Source organism: Paracoccus lichenicola (genome assembly GCF_009708075.1).
GTDB classification, from domain to species: domain Bacteria; phylum Pseudomonadota; class Alphaproteobacteria; order Rhodobacterales; family Rhodobacteraceae; genus Paracoccus; species Paracoccus lichenicola.
In genome coordinates, this window is sequence record NZ_WMBT01000001.1 from 254,361 (window position 1) to 275,877 (window position 21,517).

At 68.5% G+C, this 21,517-nt stretch carries 19 protein-coding genes and 1 tRNA gene; 8 read left to right on the top strand and 12 right to left on the bottom strand.

All coding sequences use genetic code 11. The features are described from left to right. The first annotated feature begins 8 nt into the window (after positions 1 to 8). Complete coding sequence (locus GIY56_RS01290) at positions 9 to 194, top strand: hypothetical protein (protein ID WP_154763006.1); 186 nt, start codon at positions 9 to 11, stop codon at positions 192 to 194. 126 nt (positions 195 to 320) lie between these two features. On the opposite strand, the gene ypfJ is transcribed toward GIY56_RS01290, so the two are convergent. Further along, positions 321 to 1,166, bottom strand: coding sequence for a KPN_02809 family neutral zinc metallopeptidase (gene ypfJ, locus GIY56_RS01295; protein WP_154763007.1), 846 nt, complete (start codon positions 1,164 to 1,166; stop codon positions 321 to 323). A gap of 183 nt (positions 1,167 to 1,349) precedes the next feature. Between ypfJ and GIY56_RS01300 the strand changes: the two genes are divergently transcribed. The 3 genes from GIY56_RS01300 to GIY56_RS01310 all read left to right on the top strand — a co-directional run bounded on the left by GIY56_RS01300 (position 1,350) and on the right by GIY56_RS01310 (position 5,787). Next, positions 1,350 to 1,814, top strand: a complete 465-nt coding sequence (locus GIY56_RS01300; RefSeq protein WP_154763008.1) for a disulfide bond formation protein B — start codon at positions 1,350 to 1,352, stop codon at positions 1,812 to 1,814. Positions 1,815 to 1,984: 170 nt separating this feature from the next. Then, positions 1,985 to 4,669, top strand: a complete 2,685-nt coding sequence (gyrA, locus tag GIY56_RS01305; RefSeq protein ID WP_154763401.1) for a DNA gyrase subunit A — start codon at positions 1,985 to 1,987, stop codon at positions 4,667 to 4,669. Between the two features lie 50 nt (positions 4,670 to 4,719). Next, on the top strand, positions 4,720 to 5,787 hold the full coding sequence (locus tag GIY56_RS01310; RefSeq protein WP_328288404.1) for an AI-2E family transporter: 1,068 nt from the start codon (positions 4,720 to 4,722) through the stop codon (positions 5,785 to 5,787). A 3-nt stretch (positions 5,788 to 5,790) separates the two neighbouring features. On the opposite strand, the gene GIY56_RS01315 is transcribed toward GIY56_RS01310, so the two are convergent. The 4 genes from GIY56_RS01315 to GIY56_RS01330 all read right to left on the bottom strand — a co-directional run bounded on the left by GIY56_RS01315 (position 5,791) and on the right by GIY56_RS01330 (position 11,252). After that, a complete protein-coding gene (locus GIY56_RS01315) occupies positions 5,791 to 8,217 on the bottom strand; it encodes a DUF3772 domain-containing protein (RefSeq protein WP_230312214.1) in 2,427 nt (808 codons plus the stop codon). A gap of 6 nt (positions 8,218 to 8,223) precedes the next feature. Next, positions 8,224 to 9,255: a cysteine synthase A gene (locus tag GIY56_RS01320; RefSeq protein WP_154763009.1), complete on the bottom strand. Its 1,032-nt coding sequence runs from the start codon at positions 9,253 to 9,255 to the stop codon at positions 8,224 to 8,226. 81 nt (positions 9,256 to 9,336) lie between these two features. Next, a complete protein-coding gene (locus GIY56_RS01325) occupies positions 9,337 to 10,404 on the bottom strand; it encodes an NUDIX domain-containing protein (protein ID WP_154763010.1) in 1,068 nt (355 codons plus the stop codon). Further along, positions 10,401 to 11,252: a DUF2059 domain-containing protein gene (locus tag GIY56_RS01330; RefSeq protein WP_154763011.1), complete on the bottom strand. Its 852-nt coding sequence runs from the start codon at positions 11,250 to 11,252 to the stop codon at positions 10,401 to 10,403. Before GIY56_RS01330 ends, GIY56_RS01325 begins: the two co-directional genes overlap by 4 nt. A gap of 96 nt (positions 11,253 to 11,348) precedes the next feature. Between GIY56_RS01330 and GIY56_RS01335 the strand changes: the two genes are divergently transcribed. After that, a tRNA-Ser gene (locus tag GIY56_RS01335) sits at positions 11,349 to 11,438 on the top strand. 43 nt (positions 11,439 to 11,481) lie between these two features. Beyond that, positions 11,482 to 12,414: an ornithine cyclodeaminase family protein gene (locus tag GIY56_RS01340; RefSeq protein ID WP_154763012.1), complete on the top strand. Its 933-nt coding sequence runs from the start codon at positions 11,482 to 11,484 to the stop codon at positions 12,412 to 12,414. Here GIY56_RS01340 and GIY56_RS01345 read toward each other — a convergent pair whose 3' ends face one another. Beyond that, positions 12,415 to 12,879: an Lrp/AsnC family transcriptional regulator gene (locus tag GIY56_RS01345; protein ID WP_154763013.1), complete on the bottom strand. Its 465-nt coding sequence runs from the start codon at positions 12,877 to 12,879 to the stop codon at positions 12,415 to 12,417. 109 nt (positions 12,880 to 12,988) lie between these two features. Between GIY56_RS01345 and putA the strand changes: the two genes are divergently transcribed. Next, complete coding sequence (gene putA, locus GIY56_RS01350) at positions 12,989 to 16,387, top strand: bifunctional proline dehydrogenase/L-glutamate gamma-semialdehyde dehydrogenase PutA (protein ID WP_154763014.1); 3,399 nt, start codon at positions 12,989 to 12,991, stop codon at positions 16,385 to 16,387. Between the two features lie 47 nt (positions 16,388 to 16,434). On the opposite strand, the gene GIY56_RS01355 is transcribed toward putA, so the two are convergent. From GIY56_RS01355 to GIY56_RS01380, 6 genes are all read right to left on the bottom strand, one after another. Beyond that, a complete protein-coding gene (locus tag GIY56_RS01355; RefSeq protein ID WP_154763015.1) occupies positions 16,435 to 17,397 on the bottom strand; it encodes a magnesium transporter CorA family protein in 963 nt (320 codons plus the stop codon). A gap of 99 nt (positions 17,398 to 17,496) precedes the next feature. Beyond that, positions 17,497 to 17,700 (bottom strand): CsbD family protein, encoded by a 204-nt coding sequence (locus tag GIY56_RS01360; protein WP_154763016.1) that lies wholly within the window; start codon positions 17,698 to 17,700, stop codon positions 17,497 to 17,499. 63 nt (positions 17,701 to 17,763) lie between these two features. Further along, positions 17,764 to 18,711, bottom strand: coding sequence for a 2-hydroxyacid dehydrogenase (locus tag GIY56_RS01365; protein ID WP_154763017.1), 948 nt, complete (start codon positions 18,709 to 18,711; stop codon positions 17,764 to 17,766). Further along, positions 18,711 to 19,043: a tRNA-binding protein gene (locus GIY56_RS01370; RefSeq protein ID WP_154763018.1), complete on the bottom strand. Its 333-nt coding sequence runs from the start codon at positions 19,041 to 19,043 to the stop codon at positions 18,711 to 18,713. The genes GIY56_RS01365 and GIY56_RS01370 overlap by 1 nt, the downstream gene beginning before the upstream one ends. Continuing rightward, positions 19,040 to 19,852 (bottom strand): pyrroline-5-carboxylate reductase, encoded by an 813-nt coding sequence (gene proC / locus GIY56_RS01375; protein WP_154763019.1) that lies wholly within the window; start codon positions 19,850 to 19,852, stop codon positions 19,040 to 19,042. The genes GIY56_RS01370 and proC overlap by 4 nt, the downstream gene beginning before the upstream one ends. Positions 19,853 to 19,888: 36 nt before the next feature. Beyond that, positions 19,889 to 20,392 (bottom strand): type III secretion system chaperone family protein, encoded by a 504-nt coding sequence (locus GIY56_RS01380; protein WP_154763020.1) that lies wholly within the window; start codon positions 20,390 to 20,392, stop codon positions 19,889 to 19,891. 202 nt (positions 20,393 to 20,594) lie between these two features. Between GIY56_RS01380 and GIY56_RS01385 the strand changes: the two genes are divergently transcribed. Beyond that, a complete protein-coding gene (locus GIY56_RS01385) occupies positions 20,595 to 21,515 on the top strand; it encodes a threonine-phosphate decarboxylase (RefSeq protein WP_154763021.1) in 921 nt (306 codons plus the stop codon). Positions 21,516 to 21,517 lie beyond the last annotated feature (2 nt).

The window sequence follows — 21,517 nt, forward strand, 5'->3', positions numbered from 1 at the left end:
CTGCCCCCATGAACAACCTGATCTGGCTGCTTCGGGCTTCGAAATGGGCGCGAAACCCGCCAAGCGCGCGCAGTGTCAAGCTGGTGCTGGCGATTGTTGCGGCAGGCCTTGCCATCGCGGCGCTGGAGGGACTGGACCTGTGGCCCGACTGGGCCACGCTGGAGGAAGGCCGCGCCCCGCGCATCCCGCGCTAGGACCGGCGGCGGTCCCGCCGGGCGATGCGCTGCGGTTCCGGGCGGCGCAGCATCGCCGCGCCAAGCCCGATGGACAGGATCGTGAAGATCGTCAGCATCCGTCTTCTCCTTTTCGCCGCGCGGGCCTTACAGCCCCGCCGCCTTGAACGTGTCGCACTGGGCCATATCGCCCGAGTTGAAGCCGCGCATCAGCCATTCCTGGCGCTGCGCCGCGCTGCCATGGGTGAAGCTGTCGGGCACGGGGGTGCGCCCCGCGTTCGACTGGATCACGTCGTCGCCCACCGCCTGGGCCGCGCGCATGGCTTCTTCCAGGTCGCCCGCCTCGATGGCGCCGAACCGCTGCTGCGCGTGGCGCGCCCAGATGCCCGCATAGCAATCGGCCTGAAGTTCTGTCAGCACCGAGATCTGGTTGGCGTCGCGTTCGCCCATCTGGCTGCGCAGGCGGTTCGTCTCGCCCAATGTGCCGGTCAGGTTCTGGACGTGGTGGCCGACCTCGTGCGCGATCACGTAGGCATAGGCGAAGTCGCCCCCCGCCCCCATGCGGCTGGCCATCATGTCGAAGAAGTCGGTGTCAAGATACACGCGCTGGTCGCCCGGGCAATAGAAGGGTCCCATGGCTGCCGACGCGCCCCCGCAGGCCGATTGCACGACGCCGCTGAACAGCACCAGCTTCGGGTCCACATAGGCGATCCCCGCCTGCTCCGGCAGGACCGGCGCCCAGACCTCCTCGGTATCGGCCAGAACGACCGAGACGAACTCGCCCCATTGCTGGTCTTCCTCGGTCAGGGGGCGGCTTTGCCCCGGCTGCCCCTGGTCCATGCCTTGCACCAGCGGCGAGATGTCGATGCCGAAGAAATAGCCGACGGCCAGGATCGCCAGCATCCCCACGACGCCCACGCCCCCTGCCCCGGCGGCGCCCATGCCGCGCCGATCCTCGATGTTGCCGCTGCCGCGCCGTCCCCGCCATTGCATGTGCCTTGACCTCCGTTGCCCCGGTCATGTGGGGCCGTCATCACCAGAACACCAGCCCGTCCCGCGGGTTCCGCAAGACGGCCCCCAAGGCCGATGATCACAGCGGCGCGACGAAACCGCAAGGTTCTTGACGCGGCCGCCCTGCGGGCCGATCCACAAGGCAAATCAAGGACCGAGGGGATCATGGACGGACGACAACTTTCCCTGCTGGCGGGGGCCGGATCGGCGGCGCTGCTGATCGCCGCGCTTGGCTTCCAGGCGGCGGGCTATGCCCCGTGCGAGCTGTGCATCCTGCAACGCTGGCCCCATGTCGCCGCCGCCGTCGTGGCGCTGCTGGTCTGGTGGACCGGCCGGGTGCGGGGGCTGGCCGTCCTGGGCATGATCGCGGCGGGCGTCGCCATGGGGCTGGCGCTTTATCACGCCGGGGTCGAATGGAAGCTGTGGGCCGGACCCACGCATTGCTCGGGCACCGTCGGCAACCTGGCCAGCATGTCCCCGCAGGAACTGATGACCCGGCTGCAATCCGCCCCCGTGATCCGCTGCGACGAGGTCGCCTGGCGCTTTCTGGGCCTGTCGATGGCCGCCTGGAACGCGGTCTTTTCCGCCGGTCTGGCGGTGGTCTGGGGGGCGGCGGCGAAACGGGCCTAGGGCGGGTTTTAGGCCGTCAAAACCCCCCGGGAACATTGCCCCGGGCCGCCATGTCGCCTATATGTAACCCAACAAGATGTTGAGGAAATCCCGTGGCCGATACCCCCGAAGACGACCTGCCCGACACCCCCGAGGCGGGCGATGAAAACGGCACTGCTGCGCGGACCGTGATGCACCACGACGGCCCGGTGATCGACATCAGCGCCGAGATGCGGACTTCGTATCTGGACTATGCCATGTCGGTGATCGTCAGCCGGGCGATCCCCGACCTGCGCGACGGGCTGAAACCGGTGCACCGCCGCATCCTGTACGCGATGGACGAAAGCGGCAACACGCCCGACAAGGCCTATCGCAAGTCGGCGCGTCCGGTGGGCGACGTGATGGGTAAGTATCACCCCCATGGCGATGCGGCGATCTATGACGCGCTGGTCCGCATGGCGCAGGACTTTTCCATGTCGCTGCCCTTGCTGGACGGACAGGGCAACTTCGGGTCGATGGACGGCGATCCCCCCGCCGCCATGCGCTATACCGAGGTGCGGATGGACAAGCCCGCGAACTTCCTGCTGATGGACATCGACAAGGACACGGTCGATTTCCAGGACAACTATGACGGCAAGGACCGCGAACCCACCGTCCTGCCCGCGCGGTTCCCGAACATGCTGGTCAACGGCGCGGGCGGCATCGCCGTCGGCATGGCGACCAACATCCCGCCCCACAACCTGGGCGAGGTGATCGACGCCACGCTGGAGCTGATCGAGAACCCCGACCTGCCGACCGAACGCCTGCTGGAGATCATTCCCGGTCCCGATTTTCCGACCGGCGCGCTGATCCTGGGCCGGTCGGGCGCGCGCAAGGCCTATCTGGAAGGGCGCGGCAGCGTCATCATCCGCGCGAAGACGCATATCGAGGAATTGCGCAAGGACCGCTGGGCCATCGTCGTGGACGAGGTGCCCTATCAGGTGAACAAGTCCAGCCTGATCGAACGCATCGCCGAACTGGCGAAGGAAAAGCGGGTGGAAGGCATCGCCCTGGTGCAGGATGAATCCGACCGACAGGGCGTCCGCGTCGTCGTCGAACTGAAACGCGATGCCACGCCCGACGTGGTGCTGAACCAGCTGTTCCGCTTTACCGCGTTGCAGACCAGTTTCGGCTGCAACATGCTGGCGCTGAACGGCGGTCGGCCCGAGCAACTGACGCTGCGCGACTTCCTGACCCACTTCATCGGCTTCCGCGAGGAGGTCGTGGCCCGCCGCACTGCATACGAACTGCGCAAGGCGCGCGAACGCAGCCACGTGCTGTGCGGCCTGGCGGTGGCCGTCAGCAACGTCGATGAGGTCGTGGCGACGATCCGGTCCTCGGCAGACGCGGCCGAGGCGCGCGAGCGGCTGATGGAACGCCGCTGGCCCGCGCACGACATTCTGGAATACCTGCGGCTGATCGACGATCCGCTGCATCCGGTGAACGACGACGGCACCTACAACCTGTCGGAAACGCAGGCCCGCGCCATCCTGGACCTGCGCCTGCAACGCCTGACCCAGCTTGGCGTGCAGGAAGTGACCGAGGAACTGGGCCAGTTGGCCGACGCGATCCGCGATTACCTGGCGATCCTGGGGTCGCGCGAACGCATCATGGGCATCATCAGCGACGAGTTGCGCGAGGTGCGCGCCCTGTTCGCCGTCCCCCGCCGGACCGAGATCACCGACTGGTCCGGCGACATGGAGGACGAGGATCTGATCGAGCGCGAGGACATGGTCGTCACCATCACCTCGGGCGGATACATCAAGCGCACGGCCCTGGCCGAGTTCCGCAGTCAGCGGCGCGGCGGCAAGGGCCTGTCCAGCATGGCGACCAAGGAAGACGACGTGGTCACCACGCTGTTCGTCGCCAACACGCATACCGAGCTGCTGTTCTTCACCACCGACGGCATGGTCTATCGCCTCAAGACCTGGCGCCTGCCCCTGGGCGGGCGGACGGCCAAGGGCAAGGCCATCGTCAACATCCTGCCGATCGAGCCGGGGGTGTCCATCGCCGCCCTGATGCCCGTCGATGCGCCCGAAGCGGAATGGGACCGCTATCAGGCGATCTTCGCGACCTCGGACGGGGACGTGCGGCGCAACGCGCTGTCGGATTTCACCAGCGTGCGGACGAACGGCAAGATCGCCATGAAGCTGCCCGAGGGGGTCAGCTTGATCGGGGTTCGCATGGCGACCGAAGACGACGACGTGATGCTGGTCACGGACTCGGGCCGGGCGATCCGTTTCCCCACGACCGACGTGCGCGTCTTCAAGGGCCGCGATTCGACCGGCGTGCGGGGCATCCGCCTGACCAATGGCGACCGCGTGGTCAGCATGTCCGTGATCCGCCATTTCGAGGCCGACCCCGCGGAACGCGCCGCCTATCTGAAGATGCGCCGCGCGGTGGCAGGTGCGCTCGACGACGGGGCCGAGGCCGACGAGGACGAGGAAGCCGTGGCCGAGGGCAGCATCACCCCGGCCCGTTATGCCCAGATGTCGGCGGCCGAGGATCTGATCCTGACCATCACCGCGGGTGGCGCGGGCAAGATCAGTTCCAGCCACGACTATCCGGTGCGCGGGCGCGGCGGCCAGGGCGTGATGGCGATGGACAAGGCCATGCGCGGCGGCGCCCTGGTGGCCAGCTTCCCGGTGGACATGGACGACCAGATCATGCTGGCGACATCCACCGGACAGTCGATCCGGGTGCCGGTGGACGGCATCAGCTTCCGGTCCCGCAGCGCGGGCGGCGTCAGGGTCTTCAGCACCGCCCCGGGCGAGGAGGTCGTGTCGGTCGCGCGGATCGCGGAACAGGGCGACGGCGAGGAGACCTCCGAGGACTGATCGAACCAAGGCCCGGCAATGACCGGGCCTTTCTTTCAACGAGGGACAGCGTGACTCCATCCAGCGACGATGTGCTGCGTCAAAGGCTCCAGACCGGGTTCCTGGGCATCATCGCCTTTTCGCTGATCCTGTTCATGCTGTTCCAGGCGCGCTTCGTGCTGATCTGCCTGGCCATCGCGATCATCCTGTTCTCGCTGACCTCGGACGCGATCCAGGCGATTTCCAGGCGGCTGAAGGTGCCGAACTGGCTGGCGACCACGCTGGCGCTGATCGGCATCACGCTGGGGCTGATCTGGCTGTCCACCACCATCATGTCCCAGGTGAACGTCGTCATCGGCCGCGCCATCGCCTATGCCGAATCGGTGCAGATCGCGCTGTCCGCCCTGATCGAACGCTTCGGTCCCGAGGCCGAAACCCGCCTGATGGCCGCCTTGACGGAATTCAACATCACCGGCTGGCTGCGGTCGCTGGCGGGGCAGGCCTCGGGGCTGTTGTCGGGCAGCCTGCTGGTGATCCTGTTCGTGGGCTTCATGTTCGCCGAACGCACCTGGCTGCCCGTCAAGATCGAGCGGCTGACCGGCGATCCCGCGCAGGCCATGCGGATGCGCACGATCATCGCCACGATCATGCGGCGGGTGAACCGCTATCTGGTGGTCAAGACCTTCGTCAGCGCGCTGACCGCCGTGACCGTCTGGCTGATCTTCGTGCTGGGGCGGCTGGAACTGGCCGCGGCGGTGGCCTGGCTGACCTTTGTGCTGAACTTCATCCCCAATATCGGCTCGGTCATCGCCTGGGGGATCACGGTGGCGCTGGCCTTCGTGCTGACCGGCGATCCGACCACCACGGTCGTCGTCGGCGCCACCTGCATGATCGTGCATTTCGTGGTGGGCAACATCCTGGACCCGATGCTGACCGGCCAGACGCTGCAACTGTCCTCGTTCGGCATCATCCTGTCGCTGGCCTTCTGGGGCGCGATCTGGGGGATCGCCGGGGCCTTCCTGGCGGTGCCGATCATGGTGGCCGTCATGATCGTCTGCTGGCATGTCCCCTGGCTGCGCCCGGTCGCGATCCTTCTGTCGCGCGAAGGGCTGGCCGATACCGAGACGGCCCGCCCCTGATCGTCACTTGCCGTCGTGGGGCAATTCCCGCTGCTGCGACCGCACGGGGGCTTGCGCAGGGGGGGGCGGCACGTCTTCCTCTGCATCCTTGTCGGCATCGGGCAGATCCTGGCCGTCGCGCCAGATGTCGCGGGTGGTGAAGGGCATCCCGATCCCTTCGTGGACGAAGCGTTCGACGATCTGGTGATACACCTCGGAGGTGACGGACATGCCCGATCCGATGTCGGAAATGACGGCGCGGATCTCGAAGTTCAGCGCATCCACGGTGATGCCGCGGAACAGGACGGCGGGCGCGGGGTCGATGGTGACCAGCGGCTGATCCTCGATGATCTCGGTCAGGATGCGGGCCACCTTGCGGGTGTCGCTGCCGTAGCTGACGCCGATGGGGATGATGATCCGGCCCGTCTTGCTTTGCCGCGTCCAGTTCGTCACCGGCTGGCTGATCAGGTCGCTGTTGGGGACGATCACCTGCTGCTTGTCGAAGGTCTCGACCTGGGTGGACCGGACCGAGATGCGCTTGACGATGCCCTGCTGGCCGCCCGCGCTGATCCAGTCGCCCACGCTGACCGGGCGTTCGATCAGCAGGATGATGCCCGACACGAAGTTCGACACGATGTTCTGCAACCCGAAACCGATGCCGACCGACAGCGCCCCCGCGACGATGGCGAATGACGACAGGTCGATCCCGGCCGAGGTGATCGCCAGCATCGCCGCCAGCACGATCCCCACATAGCCGATGCCCGACACGACCGCGTTCTGCCCGCCCGCGTCCAGTTTCGTCTTGGGCAGGACGGACGTGCGCATCGCCCCCTGGACGCCGCGCGTGATCGAATAGCCGATGCCGAAGACCAGGATGAACATCAGCACCGCGCCGGGCGACAGCCGCACCCCGCCCAGGGTCGCGCCCTGGCGGAAGCGGACCCAGTATTCGGCAAGCTCGTTGACCGAGGCGCCCCAGATCAGCATGAAGACCGGCACCGACAGCACGATCAGCGCGAACCCGATCAGCAGGGGCGCCAGCCCGTCGCGCGCCCCTTCCTGCCCGCGCTTGAGCATGTTGAACACGTCGGCGATGAAGTCCTGCAGCAGCACCAGCAGGCCGATCAGCGCCAGCGATTGCAGCCAGGGCCATGTGGCCAGGTTGCCCAGGTTGACAAAGCCCAGGGCTGCCAGGGCCACGGCCAGGATGCTGACGACGCGGGTCAGCGCCCCCGCCCAGGCCAGCACGCGGTGGCGATACGATGTGCCGGTCTTGTCCGACCAGGGCCTCAGCTTGCGCAGGATGTTGCCCAGCTTGAACAGCAGGGCCGCCGCGACCGTGATCAGCACGAAGTTATAGACGACGGCCGCGCCTTCGGCGAACTCCATCGGGATGCGTTGCAGGGTGCTGCTGCGCTCGACCAGGCCGGACAGCGGCAGGAAGGCCTGCGAGGCGACGTAATGGACGGCAAAGACGGCGGCGAGCGCGTTCGTCAGCCACCGCGCCCGCTGCCGGTCCTTGGGCGCCATGTTCACCGTGTCGTAGTTGATCGACTGCCCCGGAAACAGCTGGCGGGCCAGCCAAGCGCTGCCGAACAGGATCACGCCCGCGCCCGGCAGGGCCTCCAGGAAGGGGCGCGTCCAGGGACCGAAGATCCCCGTCGCCGTCAGGGCGCTGATCATCAGGTAGATGCCGACCATCGGCAGGAAGATCTGCAACAGCGACACCACGAACGTGACCGCCGCGCGGGAATAGTCGCTGGTGCGCGCGGAAATCCGGCGCGGCAGCGTCTCGACCCAGTGCCTGCCCAAGGTCAGCAGCACCAGCGCGGTGATCAGATAGCCCAGCACATGCGGCAGGCGCGGCTTCAGTTCGGGCCAGGTCGCCCGTTCGGAAATGCGCAGGCCGGTGTTCTCGACGATGCCGGCCGCCAGCCGCCGGGTTTCCGATGCGGCGGTGATCCAGTTCCCGGGCAGCAGGGGCGAGGTCGATTGCTGCGCCATCTGGCTGGCCGCGCGCCGCGCCAGGGTGTCGTCGATCCGCCGGACGATGGCATCGGCGCGGCTGAAGGCCTCGACCGCCGTCAGGCGCGGAGCCTGCGCCTCGGACAGCTGCTTTTGCAGGTCGGCGCGGCGGGTGGCGATGTCTTCGGCCTCGGTCGCGCCTTCCGCCGGGGCAGGACCAAGGGCGGCGATCTGCGATTCCAGCGTGGCGATGCGTTCGCCGTTGACGCCCTGGGCTTCCTCGAACCGGCTGCGCCATTCGACGATGTCGCCCCGGATCGATTCCAGCTGGGCCGTCGCGGTCTCGGTGTCCCCGGTCAGCTGTTCGGCCTGGGCCGCGACCTGGTTCCAGCGGGAATAGTCCGGCAGCGGCGGTTCCTGGGCCAAGGCGGGCGACATGACAAGGACGAGGACTGTCAGAAGGACAGCCAGGAACGCACGGATCATGGAGGTTCAGCCTTCGTAAACTTCGGGAATGCCGGGCGCTTCGCGCGTCAGCCAGCCGGGCACGGGCAGGCCCTTGGCGCGCAGGAAGTCGGGGTTGAACAGCTTGGTCTGGTAGCGGTTGCCGAAATCGCACAGGATCGTGACGATGGTGTGGCCAGGTCCCATGTCGCGGGCCATGCGGATCGCGCCCGCGACATTGACGCCCGACGACCCGCCCAGGCACAGCCCTTCGTGTTCCAGCAGGTCGAAGACCACCGGCAAGGCTTCCTCGTCCGAAATGCGATAGCTGTAATCGGGGGTGAAGCCTTCCAGGTTCGCGGTGATGCGCCCCTGGCCGATGCCCTCGGTGATGGAACTGCCGGGCGCGTCGAATTCGCCGGTGGTGTAAAAGGAATGCAGCGCCGCGCCTTCGGGATCGGCCAGCCCCATCTTCACGCCCTTGTGCTGCAAGGCCATGGCGACGCCCGCCAGCGTGCCGCCGGATCCGACCGCGCAGATGAAACCGTCCACCTTGCCGCCGGTCTGTTCCCAGATCTCGGGTCCGGTGGTTTCCACATGCGCCCGGCGGTTGGCCACGTTGTCGAACTGGTTGGCCCAGATCGCGCCGTTGGGTTCGGTCCGCGCCAGTTCGGCGGCCAGGCGGCCCGAATAGCGGACATAATTGTTGGGGTTCTTGTAGGGCGCGGCCGGAACCTCGACCAGATACGCGCCCGCCAGGCGCAGCATGTCCTTCTTTTCCTGGCTTTGCGTTTCGGGGATCACGATCACCGACCGGAACCCCATCGAGGCGCCGACCAGGGCCAGCCCGATCCCGGTGTTGCCCGCCGTGCCTTCGACGATGGTGCCGCCCGGGCGCAGTTCGCCGCGCGCCACGGCGTCGCGGATGATGTACAGCGCCGCGCGGTCCTTGACCGACTGGCCGGGGTTCATGAACTCGGCCTTGCCCAGGATCTCGCAGCCCGTCGCCTCGCTGGCCTGGCGCAGGCGGATCAGGGGCGTGTTGCCGATCATGTCGGCCAGGTCGGGGCAAATTCGCATGGTCAAGCAACCTTTCGGTCTGGATCAGGTTCCGCGTTACCTACACATGGCCCCCGCCGGGGCACAACCCCACCCCCCGGTTCAGCCCAGTCCCAATTCCGTGCGCAGCGCGTCCCGGCGCAGTTCCAGCCACAGCGCGAGCATGGCCAGAGGACCGTTCGTCACCTGCCCTCCCATCGCCATCCGGGTCAGGTCGGCGCGGGGGACCAGGTGGCCGCGGATGTCCTCGGCCTCGCTTTCCAGGCCGTGCACGCCTTCGATCCCGTCGGGCAGATCGGCGATGCCGACATACAGATACAGGTATTCGCCCAGCACGCCCGGACTGGGATAATGATGCAGCGCGGGAAACAGCCGGGCCAGGGTCAGGTTCGCCTCCTCCCGCGCCTCGCGGCGGGCGGCGTCCTCGACCGTTTCGCCCGCATCGACGCGGCCCGCGACGGTTTCCAGCAGCCAGGGCTGCGGGTCGCGGCGCAGCAGGGGCGCCATGCGGAACTGTTCGATCAGCAGCACCCGGTCGCGCACCGGATCCCAGGGCAGCACCACGACCGCGTCGCCCAGAACCAGGGCCTCGCGCCGCACGACGGGTGTCATGCCGCCGGCATGGGTGCGATGGCGCAGATGGCTGACCCCGACCGAGAAGAAGCCGGCGAATGGTTCGTCCTGCCGGATGATCTCGACATCCCCCGGTCCGCGGCGTTCGACCAGATCGCCGCCCGAGGGCGGGATCTGCGCGCCGCGCAGTTCGGACGCCGCCCAGGTTCCAATGGCGGGCAGGCGCTTGGCGATCGCCTCGGCGGGCCGGTCGGCAGGCAGCGCCAGGATATGGCGCGCGATCGCGGCGGCCAGGTCCACATGCGGCGCGCCCTCGGCACCGCCCGCGCCAAGACCCAGGACCGGCCCCTCGGGGCAGTCCTGCGGCGCAAGGCCCATCACGGCGGCATAGCGGTCCAGCGCGGCATTGGGCCGGACGCGCATTGCCGCGACGGTCCCCTGCCCCGGCTCCAGCCTGGGCCAGCCGTCCCGGTCGATCCCCGCCCGTCCGCCGCCTTCCAGACGGCCCGCCACCGCCACGGGCGTCCCGGCCAGGCCGAAGACCGCCAGCATCCGCGCATCGGCCAGAAGGCCCGCCAGCAGGAGGTCGCCGCTCATAGCGGGCGCGCCCGGATCTCGGACGCCGCGGCCAGGCCCATGTCATGGGAGGTTTGCCCGAAGACCGCGTCGAAGCCCGCGAACATCAGCCGCGACAGGGCTTGCCCCCCGGCCGACCCGGCATAGGCGATATAGCCGTCCAGTTCCGCATCCGACAGCGAGGAATAGGCCAGGAACAGATAGGCCCCGATCCAGTCCTCGGTCTCCGCGCGCATCTGCGGCTCCTGCGCCCAGGCGTCCCGGATGATCTCGGCCTCGGTCATCGGCATGGGAAAGCCGCCCCCGGCCTGGAAGCCCCGGGAAAAGGCGATGGCGGCGTTGAGACCCCCGGCCACGTTCGGCTCGATCAGGTCGGCGGTCTCGATCAGCCGGTCGATTTGCGCGGCGCGGGGATCGCCCCGGCGGCGGGCCTGCGCAAGGGCCTCGCGCGCCGCCGCCTCGACATCCCCGTCCAGCATCGCCACCCGGGCCGAGCTTTCCAGCGCCAGCATCCGCTGCCCGAAGCCCGTGCGATAGAAATCCAGGCCCGCCCGAACCTGGGCGGGATCGGTCCCGGGCATGGCGGCGGCCATCCCGGCCAGGAACAACGCCTTGATCCGGGCCGGATGGTGGATCGCCCCCACCCGGTCCAGCCAGCGGCCCGTGCCGCGCCCCTGGAACAGGGTGGCGGCCATCTCCTCGCCCTCGGCCACCGCTTCGGCCTGCAGGACGGGCGCCAGGCTGTCCAGGTCCATCACCTCCCAGACGGCATCGGCGGCCTGCCGGTGCTGCGGCAGCGGCGTTTGCGGCTGCGCGGCGACGGGGCCGGCCAGGGCGATCAGCAGGCTTAGACACAAAAACCGCAGCATCCGGCATCCTTTTCCAACACAGTCGCTTTTTTCGCCAAAACCCCTTGCGCTTCAACCCCCACCCCTCTAAATCCCCGCCTCACCACTTGAGAGCGCGGAGAGGTGGCAGAGTGGTCGAATGCGGCGGTCTCGAAAACCGTTGAGCCTTCACGGGTTCCGTGGGTTCGAATCCCACCCTCTCCGCCATTTTCCATCCCCCTTGCGCGAACGTCCAATGATGGTTTGCACGATGCGGGACAGCCCCCCTTTCATCACCCGTGACGCCGCCGCCGGGCGGTTGGACTGGCCGGGCGCCGTGCAGGCGCTGCGGGAAGGCCATGCCCTGCCCCGGGCCGAGATCGCGGACACCTTTCTTGGCCCCGCGACGGCCACGATGATGACGCGGTCGGCCCATGTCGCGGGGTTGGGTTACGGGGCCAAGCCCTTCACGGTGTTCGACGGCAATGCGGCCCGCGGCCTGCCCACCGTGCAAGGGGCGATGCTGGTCTTCGATGGAAACGACGGGCATCTGCGCGCCATGGTCGAGAACCGGCTGGTGACCGCATGGAAGACGGCGGCGGACTCGGTATTGGGGGCCAGCCTGCTGGCCCGGCCCGACAGCCGCCACCTGCTGATCGTCGGTGCAGGCGCGGTCGCGGCCAGCCTGGTCAGTGCCTATACGGCGGTCATGCCGGGGATCGACCGGGTGACGATCTGGGCGCGGCGTCCTGAACAGGCGCAGGCCTTGGTGGACCGCTTTGAAATCCCTGCCCGCTTGACTGTTGCAACCGACCTGCAAGAGGCCGTGGGCCGGGCCGACATCGTCGCCACCACGACCATGGCGCGCGATCCCGTGATCCGGGGCGACTGGGTGCGCCCTGGCGCCCATGTGGACCTGATCGGCGCCTACAAGGCCGACATGCGGGAAGCCGACGACACCCTGATGGCCCGCGCGCGCCTGTTCGTGGACAGCCGCGAAACCACGGCGCATATCGGGGAACTGCTGCTGCCACTGGCCTCGGGCGCGATCACGCCCGCAAGCGTGCTGGGCGATCTTTACGACCTCGTGCGCCCCGATGCCCGCAGGCGGCAGACGGACGACGACATCACCGTCTTCAAGAACGGCGGCGGGGCGCATCTGGACCTGATGATCGCGTCCTGGATCATCGACCGGCTGGCGTGATCAGCCGAAGGTGAAGGTCTGCTCGACCACCGCCTCCATCGAGACATAGCTCGACGTGTTGCTGATGTGCGGCAGGCCCGAGATCCTTTCGGCCATGATGCGCCGGAAATCGGCCATGTCGCGCGAGCGGACCTTGATCAGGTAATCGAAGCCGCCCGCGATCATGTAGCATTCCTCGATTTCCGGGATGGCGCGGACGGCGGCGTTGAACTGTTGCAGGGCGGCCTCGCGCGTGTCGTTCATGCTGACCTCGACATAGGTGACGTGGGTCAGGCCCAGCTTCAGGGGCGACAGGATCGCTCGGTATCCGGTGATCAGGCCGATCTCCTCCAGATGCTTGATGCGCAGGGCCACGGGCGTCTTGGACAGGCCCACCTTGCGGGCCAGTTCGGCGACCGGGATACGGGCGTTCCGGGTCAGTTCGGCCAGGATCTTCTGGTCCAGGGCGTCCAGCTTGGCGTTCATCCTGAAAAACCCCCTGATAATATGCGATCCGACCACGTTCGCCGCCATCTTCAGGCGCACGGCCTGCCGCACCTATGATAAACCTGTCCGATCAGTCAAGGAGATCGGCATGGCCCCTGTTGCTTCCCCCGTCTTTTCCACCACGGCCAAGTTCGCGGACGAAGCGCAGCTTCTGGAACGCCTTGCAGCAGCGGCCGCCCTGTCCCCCGACCGACGCGCCGCCATCACCGCCCGCGCCGCCGATCTGGTCCGCCGCATCCGGGCCGAGGCGCGCCCCAGCCTGATGGAACATTTCCTGTCCGAATACGGGTTGTCCACGCGCGAGGGCGTGGCCCTGATGTGCCTGGCCGAGGCGATGCTGCGCGTCCCCGACAAGATCACCATCGACGCCCTGATCGAGGACAAGATCGCCCCCTCGGACTGGGGCAGGCACCTGGGCGAGGCGTCGTCGTCGCTGGTCAATGCCTCGACTTGGGCGCTTATGCTGACGGGCAAGGTTCTGGACGACGACCAGGCGGGCACCCTGCGCCGCATGGTCCGCCGCCTTGGCGAACCCGTGATCCGCACCGCCGTGGGCCGGGCGATGAAGGAAATGGGCCGCCAGTTCGTGCTGGGCCAGACCATCACGGACGCCCTGGACCGGGCGCGGACGCGCGAAAAGCAGGGCTTCACCTACAGCTACGACATGCTGGGCGAGGCGGCGATGACCGGGGCCGATGCCGCGCGCTATGACCGCGCCTATGCCGACGCCATCGCGGCGATTGCGAAATCCTGCACTCAGGGATCGGTCGAACAGAACCCCGGCATCTCGATCAAGCTGTCGGCGCTGCATCCCCGATACGAGGTCGCGCAGGAAGCCCGCGTCATGCGAGAGCTGGTGCCCGTGGTGCTGCGCCTGGCGCAACAGGCCAAGGCCGCCGGCATGGGCATGAACATCGACGCCGAGGAGCAGGACCGGCTGGTCATCTCGCTCAAGGTGATCGAGGCGGTGCTGTCCGACCCCTCGCTTGCCGGGTGGGACGGCTTCGGCGTGGTGGTGCAGGCCTATGGCAAGCGCGCGGGCCAGACGATTGATTTCCTCTATGAACTGGCGCAACGTCTGGACCGCCGCATCATGGTGCGCCTGGTCAAGGGCGCCTATTGGGACAGCGAGGTCAAGCGCGCCCAGGTCGAAGGCCACCCGGGTTTCCCGCTGTTCACCAGCAAGACCGGCACGGATGTCAGCTATATCGCCAATGCCCGCAAGCTGATCGGTTACGCCGACCGCATCTATCCGCAATTCGCCACCCACAACGCCCATACCGTCGCCGCGATCGGGGAGATGGCGGGCGACATCCGGTTCGAGTTCCAGCGCCTGCACGGCATGGGCGAACGCCTGCACGACATTGTTCTGCGCGAAACCAAGGGGCGCTGCCGCATCTATGCGCCCGTGGGCGCGCATCGCGACCTGCTGGCCTATCTGGTCCGCCGGTTGCTGGAAAACGGCGCCAACAGCAGCTTCGTGAACCAGATCGTCGATGAAGGCGTGACGCCCGAGGAGGTCGCGCGCGATCCCTTCGACGCGCTGGCGACCGCCAAGCCCCCCGCGTCCCTGCTGGCGCCCGCCGATCTGTTCGGCACGTCGCGCCGCAACTCGACCGGGTTCGACATCAGCGATGAACAGACGCTGGCCCGCATCCGGGCGGCGCGCGACGTGGCCATTCCCGATGCGGTGCCGCTGACGGTCCGCGAACCTTCGGGCACGGCGCAGGACGTGACGAACCCCGCCACGGGCGAGAAGATCGCCACCGTGATGATGGCCGATGCCGAGACCGCCGCGCGGGCCATCGAGGACGCGCGCCCTTGGGACGCGCCCGCCGCCGAACGCGCCGCCGTGCTGCGCCGGGCCGCCGACCTGTATGAGGAGAACTTCGGCCCGATCTTAGGCATCCTCGCGCGCGAGGCGGGCAAGTCCCTGGCCGACGCCGTGGCCGAGCTGCGCGAGGCGGTGGATTTCCTGCGCTACTACGCCGCCGAAGGGGAACCCCGCGCCGAGGCCCCGCGCGGCATCATCGGTGCGATCAGCCCCTGGAACTTCCCGCTGGCGATCTTCACCGGACAGATCGCGGCGGCGCTGATGGCGGGCAATGCCGTGATCGCCAAGCCTGCCGAGGCGACTCCGATCATCGCGGCCTATGCTGTCCGCCTGCTGCACCAGGCGGGCGTGCCGCTGTCGGCCCTGCAACTGCTGCCCGGTCGCGGCAGCGTGGTGGGCGCGGCGCTGACGGCGGACCCGCGCGTAAAGGGCGTGGTCTTCACCGGCTCGACCGCGACGGCCCAGACCATCGCGCGGACCATGGCCGCGAACCTGGCCCCCGGCACGCCGCTGATCGCGGAAACCGGCGGGCTGAACGCGATGATCGTGGATTCGACCGCCCTGCCCGAACAGGCGGTGCGCGACATCGTGAACGGCGCCTTCCGGTCGGCCGGGCAACGCTGTTCCGCGCTCCGCTGCCTGTATGTGCAGGAGGACATCGCCCCCCATGTGATCGCGATGATCCGGGGCGCGATGGACGAACTGGTCGTGGGCGACCCCTGGGATCTGGCGACCGATGTCGGCCCGGTGATCGACGCGGGCGCGCGAGACGACATCGCGGGCTATATCGCCGCCAACGGCAACCGCGTGATCCACAAGCTGGAGGTTCCGGCGCAGGGCACCTTTGTCCCCCCGACCATGCTGCGCGTGGGGGGCATCGCGGACCTGGAACGCGAAATCTTCGGCCCCGTGCTGCACGTCGCCACCTTCAAGGGCGACAAGCTGGACCAGGTCGTGGCCGATATCAACGCCCGCGGCTTCGGCCTGACCTTCGGCCTGCACACCCGCATCGACAGCCGCGTCCAAGAGGTTTCGGACGCGATCCACGTGGGCAACATCTACGTCAACCGCAACCAGATCGGCGCGGTGGTGGGCAGTCAGCCCTTCGGCGGCGAAGGCCTGTCCGGCACCGGACCCAAGGCGGGCGGCCCGCGCTATGTCCCCCGCTTCTACGCGCCGCAGGCCCCTGCACCGGCGGGCGGCCACTGGCAGGGCCAGGCCGACGAAAGCCGCATCCGCTCCCAGCTTGCCGCCCACCGGTCGCGCAAGATCGACGAACGGCTGATGCCCGGCCCGACCGGGGAACTGAACCGCCTGACCGCCCACACCCGCCCGCCGGTCCTCTGCCTCGGCCCCGGCACGGAAACGGTCGCGGCCCAGATCGCCGCCGTTGCCGCGCTTGGCGGGGATGCCGTAGGCGCGGACGGTCCCCTGCCGCCTGATGCCCTGACCCGCCTGCCCGCCATGGCCGCCGTCCTGTGGTGGGGCGACGACGCGCAAGGCCGCGCCTATGCCCAGGCCCTGGCGGCACGCGAAGGCGAGATCGTGCAGCTTGTCACCGGGATGCCCGACCTGGCCCATGTCGCCCACGAACGCCACCTGTGCGTGGACACCACCGCGGCAGGCGGCAACGCAGCGCTGCTGGCGGGGTGACGGACGCCCCTGGTGCCCGGAGGGGTCCGCCCCCACCGGCCGCACGGCTAAAGCCAGCGTTTCCAGCGCAGCACCAGCCAGGTCGCCCCGGCGGTCGCCGCCATCAGCACCAGGGCCATGGGATAGCCCCAGGCCTTATGCAGTTCGGGCATCACGTCGAAGTTCATGCCGTAGATGCTGGCGATCAGCGTCGGCGGCAGGAACAGGGCGGCCACCACCGACAGGATGCGCACGGTGTTGTTCTGTTCCAGGTTGATCATGCCCAGCGTCGTGTCCACCGCCAGGCTGACGCGTGATCCCAGGAAGTCGGCATGAACCTCCAGCGCCTGCACGTCGCGCAACTGGCCCTTGATGACCGGGCGCAACCGGCCCGCTTCGGGCTGTTCGTCGATGGTGGACATGTAGAAGGCCAGCATCCGCTCGATCGTCAGCAGGCCCAGGCGGATGCGGGCCATGGCCTCGGCCTCGCGGCCCACCTGGCGCAGGGCGGCCTGCAACCGATCGCTCTGGCCGCGCGCGCTTTGCGTCTCGAAGATCATCAGCGTGGTGTCGTCCAGAAGCCGGCCCGAGCCTTCCAGGATGTCGGCCAGGCGGGCGACGATCTCCTCGACCAGGCCGATGAACAGGCGGTGCGGGGTGGAACAGCCCAGGGTCGAACGCTCGCCCCGTTCGGGAAAGGTCAGGAAGGGGCGCGGGGAATGGTGGCGCACCGTGACCAGCCGCCGCGGCGACAGGATGAAGCTGACCGGCATCGCCACGCGGTTGCCGTCGCCCCGTTCGCCCGGCAGCACGGCGGTCATGGTGTCCATCCCCGCCTCTCGATACAGGCGGTTCGAGATCTCGATCTCCTCCATGTCGGCCAGGGTCGGGACATCGACGCCCAGCTCGCGCAGGCGGGCGGTCTCGTCCTTGTCGGGGGCGATCAGGTCGATCCAGATCGCGTCCGCCAGCGGGTCGCCCTTGTCCTGGCGCGCGATGCGGCCCTGGCGGATGACATAGGAATACATCATGAAAGCGAAACCCCGCTGAGTTCGGGCCTTGGTAGCGCGGCATGGAGCAAAGAAAAAGGGTGCCATGACGGCACCCCCTTCGGCCGTTTCGCGCCCGTGTCAGATCGTGCGGTCGCGGAAATGGTCGTCGATGGCGCGTTCGGCGTCGTTCTTGGTCCAGCCGTATTTTTCCTGGAGCTTGCCGGCCAGACGGTCCTTGTCGCCGTCGATCTGCGTCAGTTCGTCATCGGTCAGGTCGCCCCATTTTTCCTTGACCGAGCCTTGGAGCTGTTTCCATTTGCCCTGGATGATGTCCCAGTTCATGTGATGCCTCCGTTTGAAGCTGCGTTGCGGCCAATTAACATTCCGCAGCTTCAAGGGTTCCGTTCACGTCACCCGGTCGGGCGGGTCGCGGCCTTCGGCAAAGGCGATCAGGTTGTCCAGCGCGCGCAGGCCCATGGCGGTGCGCACGTCGTCGGTCGCGGTGCCCAGATGCGGCAGCAGCGTCGCGTTCGGCGCATCCAGCAAGGCCCGGGGCACATGCGGTTCGCGTTCATAGACATCCAGCCCCGCGCCCGCGATCCGGCGGCTGGTCAGCGCCTCGATCAGCGCCGCTTCCTCCACCACGTCGCCGCGCGCGATGTTGACCAGATAGCCCTCCGGCCCAAGCGCCGCCATCTGGTCGGTCCCGATCAGGTGGCGCGTGTTCGCCCCGCCGGGGACGGCCACGACGGCGACATCCGCCTGGTGCAGCATCGCGTTCAAATCCGGGATCTGCCGGGCCGGGAAGTCCAGGTCGGAAACAGGCGAGCGGTTGAAGAACACCACCTTCATCCCGAACCCGCCATGGCAGCGCCGGGCGATGGCGCGGCCGATGCGGCCCATGCCGATGATGCCGACGGTGCGGCCCGTGACATGCCCGCCCAGAAGCTGCGTGGGATTCCAGCCGGTCCACTGGCCCGCGCGCAGCATCCGCTCGCCTTCGCTGGCGCGGCGCATGGTCATCAGGATCAGGGTCAGGGCGATGTCGGCGGTGGCATCGGTCACGACATCGGGGGTGTTGGTGACGACCACGCCCGCAGCCGCGGCCGCCTGGATGTCGATATGGTTGTAGCCCGCCCCGAAGTTGGCAAGGATCCGGCAGCGCGGCGCGTCCGCGAAGGCTGCCGCCGTGAAGGCATCGCCCAGCGTCGGGATGATGGCGTCATGATCGCGCAAGGCCCGTGCGGCCTCGGCCTCGGACAACGGGGTGTTGTCGCGAAAGGTCGCCTCGAACCGGTCGCGGATCGCGGCCGTCGCGCGGTCGGTCATGGGCCTTGTGACCAGCAGCCGCATCAGTAAAGCCTTCCGCCGTTCGGCACGGGCAGGTCAGGGCGGACCAGCACGACCTCTCCGTCCGGGTCGGGAACGCCCAGGACCAGGACCTCGGACCGGACGGGACCGATCTGGCGGGGCGGAAAGTTCACCACGCACAGCACCTGCTTGCCGACCAGTTCTGCGGGGTCATAATGCCGGGTGATCTGGGCCGAGGACTTGCGTTCCCCCAGGTCCCCCAGATCCAGCCACAGCTTGATCGCGGGCTTTCGCGCCTCGGGGAAGGGTTCGGCGCGGGTGATGGTGGCGGTGCGGATATCGACCTTCAGGAAATCGTCGAAACTGATCGTCATTGCGTGCGCCCCAACTCTCGCCCCCGTTCGGTGGCGGCGGCCACGGTGCGCGCCATCAGGGGCGGCAGGCCGGTGTCCGGGTCCATCAGCACCTTGAGGCCCGCAGCGGTGGTCCCCCCGGGCGAGGTGACGTTTTCCCGCAGGACCGCCGGATCCTCGTCGGCGTCAACCGCCAGCGCGCCTGCCCCGGCCACGGTCATGCGCGCCAGTTCCAGCGACAGGGCGGCGGGCAGGCCCTGCGCCTCGCCGGCTTTTGCCATCGCCTCGATCAGGTGAAAGACATAGGCCGGGCCGCTGCCCGACAGGCCGGTGACGGCATCCATCTGGTCCTCGTCGTCCAGACGCACGACGCGTCCCACGGCGGCCATCAGCGTCTCGGCCAAGTCCAGATGCGCGGGCGTGGCGTGGGTGTTGCCGATCATCGCGGAAATGCCCTGGCCAATGGCGGCGGGGGTGTTCGGCATCACGCGGACAATGGGCGCGCCGGGAAAGGCCGCTTCAAAGGTCGCGAGGGTGGTGCCCGCCGCGACCGACAGGACCAGCGTGTCGGACAGTCTGGGGATGCCGCCAAGCGCATCGGCCATCATCTGCGGCTTGACCGCCAGCACCAGCACGGCGGGATCGGCAGGCAGCGCGGCGTTCACGCGCAGGCCCTTGTCCTGCCATTCAGGGGCCAGCCGGGGGTCGATCACCGTCACCGCGCCGGGTTCCAGCCCGCGCGCCAGCCAGCCGCGCAGCATCGCGCCGCCCATCCGGCCGCAACCGACCAGCACCAGCCCGCGCGCGTTGATATTGTCGAAATCGCCCATCCGGTCCCCCCTCCCCTGGCGGGGCCACGCGCCCCATCAGGCCCGTCCGTAGGCCTCGCCCAAGGCGATGTCCAGCGCGGCGGCGGGGCTGCTGTTGCCCCAGGCAACCAGTTGGAAGGACGGGTAGAACCGCTCGCACGAGATCAGCGCGTTGCTGATCATCTGGTCCACCTGCTCGGCCGAGGCGACGGCATCGCCCGCCAGCACCAGGCCATAGCGCCAGACCATCAGCCGCTGCTTGGACCAGAAGGTGAAGCCGCCGTCCCAGACCTGGTCGTTGGCAAGGTTCAGCGTCTCGTAAAGGGCGGGCATCCGGTCGGCGGGCGGGTCGAGATCGAAGGTGCAGATCAGCCGCAGCACCCCCTCGCGCGCGGACCAGGCGAGCGTCAGCGAATAGCTGCGCCACTGGCCTTCGACCGTCATGGCGATCTGGTCGTCGGTCAGGCGGTCGAAATCCCAGTCGTGATGGGCCGCCACCAGTTCGACGATGTCGATGGGATGAATCTCATCGGTCGGAATCACTGCTTCCGTTTGTGCCATTCCTGCGTCCTGCCCTCGATCGGGAAGCGATTCTGCCGCCGCATACCCTTTGTTCCGGAACAAGACCGGGCCTGGTGCCGGAATGTTCCCCCAACATCGTGGGCGCGATTTGAGGCGCTGTAAAGCGGGTTTCCTGAAAAGATTGTGGAAAACGGCGCCGCCGGCTAAATCGCGCCATGCCGTCCGACAACAGGCGAGGACCATGCCGCGCAACCATCCCGGCGACATCGACAGGGCGGCGGCAGGGTCCGACGCCGACGGCTGGATCGACCTGTCCAAGGGGATCAACCGCAGCCCCTGGCCCGTGCCTGCCTTGCCTGAAATCGGGGACGACCCGACGGCCATGGACCGGCTGGTCCGGGCCGCAGCCGAACGGTTCGGTTGCCTGCCGGCACAGGTCCTGGCGGTCGGCTGCCCGGCGATGCGGCCGGTCCCCCGCCTGTGGCCCCCGGGCCGCGCGTCGGTCATGGCGCCCGGCTGCATCCGGCACGCCGCCACCCTGCGGGCGGCAGGGTGGCAGGTGGCACGGGCCGGAACGGTCGAGGCGATGGAGGGCGCCGACCTGGCCATCCTCGCCAATCCGGGCGATCCCGATGGCCGCGAATGGCACCCCGAGGCGCTGGCGCGACTGGCCCGCCGCGTCGGGCACCTGGTCGTGGACGAAAGCCTGGCCGACGCCCGGCCCGACCTGTCGCTGGCCCCTGCCCTGCCCGCGAACGCGCTGGTGCTGCGCAGCCTGCGGCCCCTCTGGGGGCTGCGGCTTGGCGTCGTGCTGGCGCATCCGGCGCTGCTGGACCGCCTGTCCGATGCCCCCGCCGATGCCCGCGCGCTGCATGTCGCCGCGCTGGCGCTGGCCGACCGTCCTTGGGCCGACGACGCGATCCTCTACCATGCCGAGGCCGCGCTGCGCCTGGACCGCATCGCCATCGCCGCAGGTTGGCGGTTCGCGGGCGGCACGCATCTGTTCCGCCTGTACGACACGGGCGACGCCCTTGCCGCGCAGGACCGGCTGGCACGGGCGCATATCCGGGCGCGGCGCTGTTCGCCCGGGTTGCTGCGCCTTGGCATCCCCGCCACCCGCGACGAATGGGACCGCCTGTCGGCTGCCTTGCGCAAAAACTAGGC